This is a genomic window from Bacteroides sp. 1001136B_160425_E2 (genome assembly GCF_015559655.1).
Taxonomy (GTDB): Bacteria; Bacteroidota; Bacteroidia; order Bacteroidales; family Bacteroidaceae; genus Bacteroides; species Bacteroides luhongzhouii.
In genome coordinates this window covers 42,683-56,141 of the sequence record NZ_JADMQH010000028.1, presented here as the reverse complement: position 1 = coordinate 56,141, position 13,459 = coordinate 42,683, and the positions used below count along the sequence as shown (strand labels likewise).

Here is a 13,459-nt window from a genome sequence, read left to right as displayed (position 1 = left end):
TGAAAACAGAATACAGATATAAGAGGAAACTTACAACTGAATCCTGGTTCCATTTACACAAAATTGTGGACAGTGTCAAAAAATCCCTTGAACTTTTGAAGTTCAAGGGATTTTTTTATCCTTCTTTTGCATCTACAAGCACCTATACTTTGGAGCTATGTAGTTTTTTATAAACCTCTATACGAGCATCTATTTCTGCTTGAGTTAAATGTGCAGGAAGTTCAATGGTAGTCCGCGGAGTTATTGCTACCAGCACTACATCTCCCAAACCTTTTTTGTACTCCTTGATCACGTTTGCAGTAAACTGACTGGATGAAATAACATCACGCATTATATTACCTTTTTTCATATCTCAAATTATTTTTTTGTTTTTTGTTATATACACAAGCAGAATACAGATCTCCTTATACAGGCTCAGCTTGAGCTAAATTTTCCGGCTTAGATTTGTTTTCCAAAGAGATATTGATCGCATTCATACCTTTCACTCCACGTTCAAGGTCAAATGTTACGATATTATTTTCTGCAATATTACCAACGACATTGTTTACATGAAAAAAGTACTTCTCAACACCGGAAAGATCTTTAATAAAACCAAATCCTCTTGACTCATTAAAAAACTCAACCCGTCCTCTCAAAATAGTTGGCTCTTCATCCTCTTTTTTAGGAGTTGCTATAACTATTTCATCCGGGTTAATCTCTTCTTTTCTGACATTCTCTGTCGGAGGAGTTGACGTTATTCTCCCGTTCTCATCAACATAAGCAATCATATCTTCAAAGCTGTTTGAGCTGCCCGATAGTTTCTTACTTTCTTTCTTCTTTAATTTTTCTTCGCGTTTAGCGATTCTTTTCTTTTCATTTTCACGTTTACCTACTGTCATGGATTTTGCCATAGAAATAATATTTAGTTTATACTATATTTTTAATGAATAAATAATGTAATTGCTTACTTTCAAATAGTGAAATCAGCTTTATTGAGTTTCTTACCGGTTAACTTTTGAATATCATTCACCAGTTTACGTTCTTCCTGCGAACAGAATGTAAGTGCAGTTCCCGTATTCCCAGCTCTTCCTGTACGCCCAATACGGTGCACATAGGTTTCGGGAACATCCGGAAGATCATAGTTGATAACCAAAGGCAATTCGTTAATATCAATCCCTCTGGAAGCAATATCAGTAGCAACCATCACCCGAGTCTTTCCCGATTTAAAGTTGCCTAATGCAGACTGTCTTGCCGCCTGGCTCTTATTCCCATGAATAGCCTGGCTGCCAATTCCAGCCTTACCCAGAATCTTCACAATCTTATCAGCATTATGTTTCGTACGCGAGAAGATAAGTACTGACTGATCTTCTGCCTTCGACAATATCGAAATAAGCAACAGACTTTTCTCCTTCTTTTCAACAAAATACACCAGCTGTTTGATAGAATCTACAGTAGACGATTTCGGTGTTATATAAATCTTCACCGGGTTCTTCAACAGAGACTTAGTCAAGGAGATAATAGAATCAGGCATTGTTGCCGAGAAAAACAAAGTCTGCTTTTCTTTCGGAAGTTTGGGCAATATTCGCTTAATGTCATGGATAAATCCCATATCAAGCATACGGTCAGCCTCATCCAATACAAAATATTGGATGGCATCCAAATGTATATGTCCCTGATTCATCAGGTCAAGCAAACGCCCCGGAGTAGCGACCAGAATATCAATTCCTTTACGCAACAGATCAACCTGCGGGCGTTGATTTACACCACCAAAGATTACTCCATGGCGAATACGAGTATATTTTGAATAATCGTCAATACATTCACTGATTTGCAAGGCAAGTTCACGGGTGGGCGTCAATATCAAAGCTTTGATTCCCTGTCGTCTGGCAGCCTCTTTATCCAGTTGCAAATGCTGTATGATAGGAATAGCAAATGAAGCCGTCTTTCCGGTACCAGTTTGTGCACAGCCTAATATATCTCTTTTTGCCAGTGCAGCCGGAATTGCTTTTTCCTGAATAGGAGTTGGTACTGTATATCCTTTTTCTTCAATTGCTTTTAAAATCGGTTCGGTTATATTTAATTCTTTAAATGTCATAAATGTTATTTTTGCTGTACTCAAACAGCGATTAGTTTTATATATAGTGGGAAACTCAGACAAATTCAATCATGAAAATCCAGAGTTTCAATCATTAAGCCAGTTTATGGGTTGCCCAAAAAAACTCGCGTTCCAGTGTAGCCATAACTTCTTTTACGCTACTGATTTTTTCTGCGAGAAAGGCGTTGCTACCAGCAAATGCATAGCCTTTTTTCATATTTCCTCTAGCTGCATTATATAGAGCCTTAATAATGCAATAAGGACTTTTTGTATAATCACATGTTTTTATACAATGGAATGAGCAACTTTTAGGCCTCTCCAAACCATTATTCACATTGTGAATAAATTCTCCATCAATAGCCCTTCCCGGCATCCCGACAGGACTTTCAATAATAAGAACATCTTCGGACTTGGAATGAATATATACTTCTTTGAATGTTTCTGAAGCATCACATTCAAGGGTGGTAACAAAAATACTCCCCATTTGAACACCGGAAGCTCCCAATTCCATAAAATGTGCTATATCCTCACCTGTCGAAATTCCACCAGCAGCAATCACCGGAATTTGTTTCTGTTCTTTATAACTGGATGCAATCATCACCACTTCCGGAATCAATGCTTCCAGAGCATAATGCTGATCCTGTATTTGTTCTTTTTTAAATCCTAAATGCCCGCCGGCTTTAGGTCCTTCCACCACAATTGCATCGGGCAGATAGTTATAGTTTTTTTGCCACTTGTCACAAATAATCTTGGCTGCTCTTGAAGAAGATACAATAGGAACTAACTTGGTTACACTCTCCGGAGTCAGGTATGACGGCAAATCGAGCGGGAGTCCCGCACCGGAAAATACCACATCTATCTTTTCCTCAATCGCAGTACGCACCATATCGGCATAATTAGATAAAGCAACCATGACGTTTACGCCAATAATACCTTCTGTTTTTGTACGTGCCTTGTGAATTTCTTCTCTCAGTCCACTTATACATTTCTCCAGATAAGTGCCTTTCCCTTTGGGGTACAACAATCCCAGACCCGCACATGATATAACGCCTACTCCGCCTTCATTTGCTACTGCTGACGCCAGACCGGACAGTGAGATTCCTACTCCCATTCCACCTTGTATAACAGGTGTTTTAATTTCAATATTTCCTATAAAGAACGATTTCATATGTTTTATTTTGTATCGGCAAAACAGACAGATAGAGGTGAGCATACTTTATTCAAGTGCTCAATATTTGGTTCTGTCACGAATGATTTACCTTGTTGGATAATTTATTAAACTATTAGCTCCTGACTATTTCAAGAGTATTGTATTACAAAAAAGCCTAATAAATCTATTTTCAGAATGGAAAGTACAGGATTAGAAATTCCGAATTTTGCATAGAAGAGCCAGAATTAGCAGAACTTAAATGTAAAATGATTTTTCGTCCTCCCTATTCAGTAGAGACTCCTCCGTTGAATCATGAAACGGAAACAGCTTTTAAATAAAAGCAGAAGACAGTATCTTCTGCTTTCATTCGGATATTAATATCTTCTAGAGTTATTATAACCACCACGGCCTCCACCGTTTGACGGTCTTTCAGTACGAGGGCGTGCAACGCTTACTGAAATAACCTTCTGGTCGTATTCAACTCCATTCAGTTCATCAATTGCTTTTTGTCCTTCTCCATCGTTCGTCATTTCTACGAAAGCGAATCCTCTGGATCTACCAGTTTCTCTATCAAAAATAACTTTGGCTGAAGAAACTTCTCCAAACTCTGCAAATAAATTTGTTAAGTCGGCATCAGTTGTGCCATAGCTTAAACCTGAAATGTAAATGTTCATCTAAAAATTTTATTAAAATAAATACTATTTTGGAGTGAGGAGGATAATTACAGAAGAGGACTACTTACTAATAATATATTAAAAAGAAGAACTACACAATAATGATTCGTAACTCAAACTCTGGGAACAAAGGTAACACAATAAATTAGATAACTATGTTTTTATTCTATATTTTTCAATAGAAGCTCAATTATTATCATTTGTTAGCATGTCAATCACACAAAACAGTCACAATTAGCAATTCTCTCATTCATCCTTGACCATTTCCCATAATATATCTACTTTTGTTCCGGAACAATCATTAAGATACACCCTACAAATATATCCGAGGATGAAACTAAACACTACAACTAGAGAAGAAATGTGGGCAAAACAACATTTATCCGCTGTCGACATTAACTATGCCGTATGGGAACGGGATAAATCCATGCTTCATCAACTCTCGAAAATGGGTCGTAATTGCACATTTGTTGTCGATGTGTATAAATGCAAATATGCTTACGCCTCTCCGAATTTTGTTGATTTACTGGGATACGACAGCCACAAGATAGAAACATTAGAAAGACAGGGTGATTATCTGGAATCGCGCATCCATCCCGATGATCGTGCACAACTGGTAGCATTACAAGTCACACTAAGCCAATTTATCTATAGTCTGCCTTTTGAACAACGGAATAACTATTCTAACATTTACAGCTTTCGTATACTTAATGCGAAACAACAGTACATACGTGTCACCAGCCGACATCAGGTATTGGAACAGGACCGCAACGGTAAAGCATGGCTTATCATAGGAAACATAGACATATCACCCTACCAAAGAGCCTCTGAAACCATAGATTGTACCGTCCTGAATCTAAAGAATGGAGAAATATTCTCTCCTTCCCTATCGTTAACGCCTTCTACCAATCTTACTAATCGGGAAATAGAAGTATTACGTCTTATTCAAAAAGGCCTGTTAAGTAAAGAAATTGCAGACAAACTATGCATTAGTATTCATACAGTTAATATTCATCGACAAAATCTGTTACGTAAGTTAGATGTACAGAATTCCATTGAAGCCATTCGTTTAGGACAAGAGAATGGATTGCTAGGTTAATACATGCAATCTTTCTCTCCCCGCACAGTTATCCAATCCGGCTAGGGTATCCATTCTACCACGCCCGCAACCGGATGTAATCTTCTCCATTCCTCAAATTCCGGATAACTACGTACACCATCCTGAATCACAGCTTGATAATACTCCACTCCCATAATTTTTTCCGTATCAGGCGTTTCGTATTTTAAATTCAGAATAGCCAGTCTCATTTCATCTGTCAATACTGCAGAAATGCGTTCGGCTACCCTTTCAAAGTAGCCATCATAACGAGAGCCTTCTTGGATATGAATCATATCCATTTGCCAAAGTTCTCCTTCCATATCCTGATACCATGCATGCCACTCTATACACGCTTCTGCTGTATGTAATAAGTTCGTATATTCAATCTTCTTTACGGACGTATTTTCCGCCAATTCAGCCATCGCCCGAAAGCTGGCAGACAAATCCAAAGGAGAAGTGTAAATATGAAAGTCAATATCCCGATGCTTCATCAATAATCCCGTACGCAACGAACCTACCAGATTCACTTTGGCACCAATCCCCTCCCATATCCGGACGACACGGGTATCCTCTATAATCTCCCAAGCTTTCTGCTGGTTACGTTTGGCCAATTCAAGAATGTTCATCTTTCTCCTTTTTAAGCATGCAAAAATAGGGAAAAGGATACATATATAGCTATAAATAACTATTTAATCCTTAAATGGGTTGAGCTAACTTTGCCTGCAATTTCAATTCTTCATCATACAACTAAAAAAGATTATGATATTCAATCAAACAGAGAAACAGGAAAAAGAGTATTTACAGCAAGTCATTACCACTATAAATGATACGATTAACACCACCAGTACTTCCGTCAAAGAGCATATAGACACCCTGCAAGAGTACAAGGATTATCTATGGTCAAACAAAGATATCGATCCGCACGAAATCCGTTCCATGCGCGAAAGCATATTAAATCATTTTGCATTAGGTGAAAATGTAATTGACAAACGCAGGCGACTAAGCAAAATTCTGGATATCCCCTATTTCGGACGAATCGACTTTCAGGAAAAGAAAGACAAAAGCCAAGTTAGTCCAATCTATATAGGAATACATACTTTCTATGACTTCAATCAAAAAAAGAATCTGATTTACGATTGGCGAGCTCCTATTTCAAGCATGTTCTACGATCATGAATTAGGCAAAGCGTCCTACTCCTCTCCGGCAGGCAAAATTAACGGAACGATCTCACTCAAACGACAATATCGTATTCGTAAAGGAAAAATGGAGTATATGATTGAAAGTTCCGTAACTGTTCATGACGATATTCTGCAAAAAGAACTATGTTCCAATGCCGACAACAAAATGAAAAATATCGTCACGACAATTCAGAGGGAACAAAATCAGATCATCCGTAATGAAAATGCTTCTGTACTTATTATACAAGGTGTTGCCGGTTCAGGAAAAACCTCTATCGCGCTCCATCGTATTGCCTACCTGCTTTATGCACAGAAAGGACAGATTTCCTCCAAAGACATATTAATCATCTCCCCCAATAAAGTATTTGCCGATTACATTTCTAATGTACTTCCGGAACTTGGCGAAGAGACCGTCCCCGAAACCAGCATGGAACAAATTCTTTCGAATGTACTTGATAACAAATATAAATACCAGAATTTCTTCGAACAAGTAACGGAACTATTAGAAAACCCGACACCCGACTTTATCGAACGAATACAATACAAAGCCTCCTTCGAGTTTATATCACTACTTGACAAGTTCATCCTTTACATGGAAAACAACTATTTCAAAGCAACAGACGTAAAACTCACCAAATACATCACCATTCCTGCCGAATTTATTAACGAACAGTTCAAACGATTCCACCGCTACCCCATACGTCAACGATTTGAGACTATGACAGATTACATTCTGGAAATGATGCAACTACAATATAATCTCACTGTCAGCACTCCGGAGAAAAACCAACTAAAGAAAGAGATAAAAAAGATGTTCGCGGGCAATAACGATCTCCAAATCTATAAAGACTTTTTTGAGTGGATCGGAAAACCGGAGATGTTCAAGACACGCAAAAACCGCATACTGGAATATGCAGATTTAGCACCTGTGGCTTATCTGCATATTGCATTAAATGGGAACAACGTCCAATCTTATGTCAAACACCTTCTGATAGACGAAATGCAAGATTATTCTCCCATACAATACAAAGTGATTCAAAAACTTTATCCGTGTCGAAAAACAATTCTTGGAGACGCTTCCCAATCCGTCAATCCTTATGGATCTTCCACTGCCGGTATGATTCAGAAAGCATTTGCAACAGGAGAAATAATGAAACTTTGCAAAAGTTATCGTTCTACTTTTGAGATTACCAGTTTTGCACAAGAAATTCAACCGAACAATGAATTAGAACCAATTATGAGACATGGAGAGCAGCCCAAGATTCTTCCATTCAGAAATACAAAAGAAGAGATCCGAGGCATTACGGCTTTAGTAAACTCCTTCAAAAATTCCCATTATACCTCATTAGGGATCATCTGCAAAACAGAATCCCAAGCAAAAGAACTTGTTCAAAAGCTCCAGATATATGCAAACGACATCTCACTTTTGTCAAATCAAAGTTCTGCTTATGTGAAAGGAATTATCATCACTTCCGCCCATATGGCGAAAGGACTGGAATTTGACGAAGTAATCATTCCACAAACAGATGATAAGAACTATCATTCCAATATTGATAAAAGTATGCTTTATGTGGCAGTAACAAGAGCTATGCATAAATTAACTTTGACTTATTCTGTTTCTTCACCCGGTTGTCGATTCCTGTAATAGAATATAACATCAAAAATTAATTGAGAGAAAAAGAACAACCAATCTCCTATTATTCTCTATTTTTGTACAATGGAAAATAAAGGAATGAAATACGAGTTTACCGCAAAAGTTTGGAACTACTCATCGACCGTTGGAACGGGCGGTTGGCACATAGCCTGCCTGCCGAAAGAGATGTCCAAAGAAATAAGAGAAAATCTCGGTTTTTTAGAGGAAGGCTGGGGACGGTTGAAGATGACGGCCCAAATCGGCAATACCCAATGGGAAACCGCAATTTGGTTTGACACCAAACTTGATACTTATTTACTTCCTCTTAAGGCAGAAATCAGAAAAAAAGAAAAAATCGTAACTGATAAAGAGATAGAGATTATGATTTGGATTTAAAACAAGCAATTTCTAGTTTTTTTAGTGTATTTTGCGATTTAGTCAACACCTCATTAAACCAACAACTATAAAACTAAATGCTTTCTCTTTATTGCCCCTATAATCTACTCCTATTATTCTATTTGCTGATCATTTTTCTAATGTAAGCATTCGATTAAACTCGTCTTCTTAATATAATTCTCTTCTTTTACTAGTTTTTCTATCTTTCTTGGAAAAACTTGCAAAAGATTCAGAAACGACTTAGAGCTTTGTTAATAAATCTCATATATATATTTGATTGCCTTTCCTTTTTTCATCAACTTGCTGGAAGATTCCTTTCTTTTCTTCATATATATTATAAACTTAATATCCGTGGGAAAAGGATCAAGAAAAAACAGCCGGATTCATTTAAACAGAACACTGTTAACCATTTATTAGGACAAAGCTTAATATTACAACTGCCTCAAATCAAATACATAACTACAACTAAGCCATGCTGTTTTTCACTTTGAGGCCACGCTTCCCCAGCATGGCTCATTTCCGAAATTTCATTAACCTTACTCTACTCAAGACCCATAACTTATAGCTTGGCATTGTAACCCACTAATACCTTTACCATATTTCTTATAAGATAGAAAATCCGAATAGAATAATGATTTATTTAGTTTTGTAAAAACACCCTGTAATGGAGATGCAAAAAAGGTAATAATCCGCTTAACCTTCTTCGAAATTACAGAAACATAATCACTCATGTTTAAACGTAAGAACATATTTGAGAAATATTAACATTAGTCTGAGATATTCAATTCATATCTATTTCCCTACCTTTGCAAAATTAAACATCATAAGAATTATAAAGATATGACGATTCCATGTTAAACTCGAAATATTTTTATTACATTCACAGCATGAAATGCAGAATTATACTTGAACTGTTAGCAATTCTCCTTTTTACAGGATGTTATAATAGAGAACAAATGTCCCGGCTCGACGAGGCGGAAGCACTGTTACAGAATAAACCGGACAGCGCCTTAACAATATTACAACAACTAAAACCGGAAGGAAACCAAGCAGAACAGGCCAGATATGCGTTGCTTTATTCAGAGGCTTTAGACAAAAATCACATCAAAGTAACCAATGATTCGCTCATTCGCCGGGCTTGGAGCCATTATAAGCATCATCCCAAAGATTTACGCCGCCAATGCAAAACTCTCTATTATTGGGGACGGGTTAAACTGCGCGTAGGAGACAAGCCGGGGGCGTTACGTCTTTTCCTGGAAATTGAAGAGAAACTGAAGAATACCAATGAACCTTATTATACAGGGCTTTTATACAGTCAAATCGGTGAAGTGTATTATGACCAGATGAACTATAGCCGGGCTTATCATTATTTTCGTGAAGCTCGCAATAACTTCCGGCAGTCTGATAACACTCATGAAGAAACTGAGGCAACTCTCGATATGGCAGCCGCAACTTTCAATTCGAAAGATATGGAGAAAGCCATGCGACTCTATTCTGCCGCACTCGATTTGGCTGATGAGCACAAGTATGACAAGTTAGCCAAAGCCAGTCTCACCAATCTTGCTTCTCTCTACGTGGTATCAGGCAAGAAACAAATTCCTCATGACCTACTGCAACGTATAGAACTCTCTGCCCGGCAAGATACATTATACGGATACCATACATTAATAGATGTGAATCTCCTGAAAAACCGTATAGACAGCGCACGCTACTATCTGGCGCTCGCAGAAGCGCATACTACCGATATTCGTGATATGGCAGACCTCCAATACACCGCTTATCGGATTGAAGCGCAAGCCAAAAACTTCGAGAAAGCAACCGAGAAGATACACCATTATATCTATCTGACTGACTCTCTGACACGTTCGAATATGCAATTCTCTGCCGGTATGGTTGAACGTGAGTATTTCAAAGAACAATCGGGTTTTACCGAATACCGGATGAAAAACCGCATTATTTGGGAGACTGCCACAGCAGCCACAGTTCTCCTAATAATAGGGGTGGGCTACTATATCATTCGTCAACGTCTGCGCCTGCAACGTGAACGTACTGACCACTATCTGCTACTCGTCGAAGAAGCCAACTCCGAATACAAAAACCTGATCGAACATCTGGAAGGACAACGCAATGCAGAAAGTCATTTAAAAGGTTTGATAGCTTCGCGATTCGACATCATTGATAAACTGGGAAAGACTTACTATGAACGCGAAAACACCGCTTCTCAACAGGCAGCCATGTTTCAGGAGGTGAAGCAGATAATCACCAATTTTGCAGAGAACAATGAAATGCTGCAAGAACTAGAACTGATCGTAAATACCTGCCACGATAATGCCATGGAAAAACTTCGAAAAGATTTCCCGGCAATGAAAGAAGCTGACATCCGGCTACTTTGTTATATTTTCGTAGGTTTCTCTCCCCAAGTGATAAGCTTGTTTATGAAAGACACGGTCGCCAATGTGTACGCCCGTAAATCACGACTCAAATCGCGCATCAAATCGGCAGAAACCACCAATAAAGGCTTGTTTTTAACACTTTTCGGATAGGTGTTAGACGAGTGTTAGAAATCTTAGCATACAACGAACATAACCACCTGAATATCAATACATTTTAAAATAAAGTGTTAGATTTACAAGACCGCTTCATAACTCAAAAAAGATGTAATCTCACTACTTTTGTATTCGAAAAATTAGAAAAAAGAAAAGATTATGAAGAAGATTGTTATTCTATTAAGCGCCATACTTTTCATGGTAGCTTGCGAAAAAGGAAACGAAGAAGCGAAAGAAGCAAAAGTAGTAGTATCAGTTTATGATGAAAATGGAAAAATTGCAACGGGCGTTCCCGTAAAAATGTATAATGAAAAAGATTATAAGATTTTTGAAAAAGATAATCTGACCTTGCCTACTGCAAGCACCCAAACAAATGAAAGCGGTATAGCCACCTTTACCCTGCCACAAGAAGAATGGTTCGCTACGCAATCACAGCGATTCCTGACATTCGTGGTACAAGAAGGAGGTGGCCCCGCCAACTACCAGATATGGTCTGCCGGCAAGACCGTAGAAGCCGGAAAAATCATAAAAATAGAAATACGTTTAACCCAATTCCCTAACTAAACTTTTATCACATGAAACAAACCAGACTTCATAGCATTACAGCACTTTGCCTGCAAATGGCTATAACACTTATATTACTAAGTTGCAGCACTGAAAATGACGAGTACAAAAAAGATTCGCCTTTGGAGCAACAACCATCCGCTCCCACAGGAGCCTTACTGGAAGATTTCTCCATCGAACAGTTACCCTCAAAAACGATTTATGCATTAGGAGAAAATATAGACTTAACCGGCCTTAACGTGACAGGCAAATATGATGACGGGAAACAACGGCCTGTAAAAATTACCCTGAAACAGATCAGTGGTTTCTCTTCATCCACGCCTGTCGATAAACAAGAAGTAACCATCACACTGGAAGGAAAACAGAAAAGCTTTTCTGTTCAGGTTTCACCCGTCCGTGTAGAAAACGGAGTATTGACGGAAGTATTGAAAGGATATAATGAAATCAGACTTCCCAATAGCGTGAAATCAATCCCGAAAGCTGCCTTCAGCAACAGCCAAATAGCAAAGGCAGTACTCAATGAAGGACTAAAATCGATTGGAGATATGGCTTTCTTCAATTCAACCATTCAGGAAATAGTATTTCCATCAAGCCTGGAACAGATGGAGGAAAACATATTCTATTATTGTCATGACCTGAAAAAAGTAGATTTAAGCCAAACTAAGCTTGCCAAACTTCCCGCTAGCACTTTTGTATATGCGGGCGTTGAAGAAGTGCTGCTGCCTTCGACACTGAAAGAAATCGGAGCACAGGCATTCCTTAAGACATCTCAACTGAAAACGATTGAGATTCCGGAAAATGTAAAAACAATCGGATTGGAAGCATTCCGGGAAAGTGGCATTACAACCGTGAAGTTACCGAATGGTGTTACAACCATAGCGCAAAGAGCCTTTTATTACTGTCCGGAATTGGCGGAAGTGACCACCTACGGGAGTGCTTTCAATGATGATCCCGAAGCTATGATTCACCCCTACTGTCTTGAAGGATGTCCGAAATTGGCTCGCTTCGAAATACCTGAAAGTATCCGGATATTGGGACAGGGACTACTGGGTGGTAATAGGAAAGTGACCCAATTAACCATTCCGGCAAACGTCACACAGATTAATTTTTCGGCTTTCAATAATACAGGTATTAAAGAAGTAAAGGTAGAAGGGATAACACCTCCGCAGGTATTTGAAAAAGTATGGTACGGATTTCCGGATGATATTACCGTCATTCGTGTTCCTGCCGAATCTGTGGAAAAATATAAAAACGCAAATGGTTGGAGGGATTTCACAAACAAGATAACAACGTCCTAACAGTTCTCCAGTTTTTCGATTATAATCGAATAAAGTTGGTTTAATATCGACTTTTCCGGTTATAATCGAAATAACTTAAGAAAAACACTGTATTTTTAATAATAGCCGGAAAAATCAGTACTATTAGGTTATCTATTTAAATTTCCCCATTCACCCCTAATCCGAACAAGGCAAAATCGCCCAGACATGGATCATCCGGGAAGACCTCAGCCAATGCTGCCGTTATCTGACGGGCATTTTTCAAAGAAAAGGTTTCCGCATCTGTCAGCTTGAAATAATGGGCTACCCGACAGACGTGTGTATCTAAGGGAACAATCAAATCCCTGCGATCAAAACTCTCCCAAATACCCAAATCGACCGCCGAGTCCCTGCGAATCATCCAACGCAAAAACATATTAAGTTTCTTTTGAGGACTTTTGGCAGAGACTTCAAGAAATGCACATAGCTTTTCCATCGGTATTCCAGGGTATGTTTTCAAGGCTTCTTCCAGACTTTCAAACTGTGTATAAGCAATGTATAATCGCCGGAAATATCCATAGAAATCAGCATGTGACAGCATCCGATAAAAACTACCGGTTGCCCCTGATGGGAAATCTTTCTCCCACTGACGGGACAATACATACTGATAAGGCGAATCTCCCATTAGCCCGTGCAATTCGTCCGCTTTCTTCAAAATCTGTTTGCGATTGCCAAAACTCATAATTGCCGTCAGCAAACCGCTGACTTCGATATCCTGTTTCAGCGTGTAACGATGGGGAAACTGCACCGGATCACTTTGTATAAAGTCTGCGCAGTGATACATCTCCGCACACATTAAAAGTTTATTCTTTATATCTTCAGTCATTTC

General features: G+C 38.6%; 14 protein-coding genes. 6 read left to right on the top strand and 8 right to left on the bottom strand.

Features of this window, described 5'->3' with window-relative positions; genetic code table 11:
• Positions 1-142 precede the first annotated feature (142 nt).
• The 5 genes from I2I04_RS21650 to I2I04_RS21630 all read right to left on the bottom strand — a co-directional run bounded on the left by I2I04_RS21650 (position 143) and on the right by I2I04_RS21630 (position 3,898).
• Positions 143-349, bottom strand: coding sequence for a hypothetical protein (locus I2I04_RS21650; protein ID WP_143260256.1), 207 nt, complete (start codon positions 347-349; stop codon positions 143-145).
• A gap of 55 nt (positions 350-404) precedes the next feature.
• Positions 405-890, bottom strand: coding sequence for a cold-shock protein (locus tag I2I04_RS21645; protein ID WP_143260255.1), 486 nt, complete (start codon positions 888-890; stop codon positions 405-407).
• A 59-nt stretch (positions 891-949) separates the two neighbouring features.
• The gene (locus I2I04_RS21640; RefSeq protein WP_143260254.1) at positions 950-2,074 is read right to left on the bottom strand and encodes a DEAD/DEAH box helicase; all 1,125 of its coding nucleotides are present in this window, start codon (positions 2,072-2,074) and stop codon (positions 950-952) included.
• A gap of 94 nt (positions 2,075-2,168) precedes the next feature.
• Entirely contained in the window at positions 2,169-3,242 is a 1,074-nt protein-coding gene (locus I2I04_RS21635) for an NAD(P)H-dependent flavin oxidoreductase (RefSeq protein WP_143260253.1), read from the bottom strand.
• A gap of 356 nt (positions 3,243-3,598) precedes the next feature.
• A complete protein-coding gene (locus I2I04_RS21630; protein ID WP_004315028.1) occupies positions 3,599-3,898 on the bottom strand; it encodes an RNA recognition motif domain-containing protein in 300 nt (99 codons plus the stop codon).
• A gap of 331 nt (positions 3,899-4,229) precedes the next feature.
• On the opposite strand from I2I04_RS21630, the gene I2I04_RS21625 reads away from it, so the two are divergent.
• Positions 4,230-4,997 (top strand): LuxR C-terminal-related transcriptional regulator, encoded by a 768-nt coding sequence (locus I2I04_RS21625; protein ID WP_195655856.1) that lies wholly within the window; start codon positions 4,230-4,232, stop codon positions 4,995-4,997.
• A gap of 41 nt (positions 4,998-5,038) precedes the next feature.
• On the opposite strand, the gene I2I04_RS21620 is transcribed toward I2I04_RS21625, so the two are convergent.
• The gene (locus I2I04_RS21620) at positions 5,039-5,623 is read right to left on the bottom strand and encodes a phosphoglycerate mutase family protein (RefSeq protein ID WP_195655855.1); all 585 of its coding nucleotides are present in this window, start codon (positions 5,621-5,623) and stop codon (positions 5,039-5,041) included.
• 133 nt (positions 5,624-5,756) lie between these two features.
• On the opposite strand from I2I04_RS21620, the gene I2I04_RS21615 reads away from it, so the two are divergent.
• Together I2I04_RS21615 and I2I04_RS21610 are read left to right on the top strand one after the other, a co-directional pair.
• Positions 5,757-7,820: a HelD family protein gene (locus tag I2I04_RS21615; protein WP_195655854.1), complete on the top strand. Its 2,064-nt coding sequence runs from the start codon at positions 5,757-5,759 to the stop codon at positions 7,818-7,820.
• An 87-nt stretch (positions 7,821-7,907) separates the two neighbouring features.
• Positions 7,908-8,204 (top strand): DUF1905 domain-containing protein, encoded by a 297-nt coding sequence (locus tag I2I04_RS21610; RefSeq protein WP_143260277.1) that lies wholly within the window; start codon positions 7,908-7,910, stop codon positions 8,202-8,204.
• A gap of 545 nt (positions 8,205-8,749) precedes the next feature.
• Here the strand turns inward: I2I04_RS21610 and I2I04_RS23345 are convergent.
• Positions 8,750-8,935: a SocA family protein gene (locus tag I2I04_RS23345; protein ID WP_229127027.1), complete on the bottom strand. Its 186-nt coding sequence runs from the start codon at positions 8,933-8,935 to the stop codon at positions 8,750-8,752.
• A 156-nt stretch (positions 8,936-9,091) separates the two neighbouring features.
• Between I2I04_RS23345 and I2I04_RS21600 the strand changes: the two genes are divergently transcribed.
• From I2I04_RS21600 to I2I04_RS21590, 3 genes are all read left to right on the top strand, one after another.
• Positions 9,092-10,747 (top strand): tetratricopeptide repeat protein, encoded by a 1,656-nt coding sequence (locus tag I2I04_RS21600; RefSeq protein ID WP_195655853.1) that lies wholly within the window; start codon positions 9,092-9,094, stop codon positions 10,745-10,747.
• A 162-nt stretch (positions 10,748-10,909) separates the two neighbouring features.
• Positions 10,910-11,314, top strand: coding sequence for an Ig-like domain-containing protein (locus tag I2I04_RS21595; protein ID WP_195655852.1), 405 nt, complete (start codon positions 10,910-10,912; stop codon positions 11,312-11,314).
• Positions 11,315-11,325: 11 nt separating this feature from the next.
• Positions 11,326-12,612 (top strand): leucine-rich repeat protein, encoded by a 1,287-nt coding sequence (locus I2I04_RS21590; RefSeq protein WP_195655851.1) that lies wholly within the window; start codon positions 11,326-11,328, stop codon positions 12,610-12,612.
• Positions 12,613-12,748: 136 nt separating this feature from the next.
• Here the strand turns inward: I2I04_RS21590 and I2I04_RS21585 are convergent, their stop codons facing one another.
• The gene (locus I2I04_RS21585; protein WP_195655850.1) at positions 12,749-13,456 is read right to left on the bottom strand and encodes a TIGR02757 family protein; all 708 of its coding nucleotides are present in this window, start codon (positions 13,454-13,456) and stop codon (positions 12,749-12,751) included.
• Between the last annotated feature and the right edge of the window lie 3 nt (positions 13,457-13,459).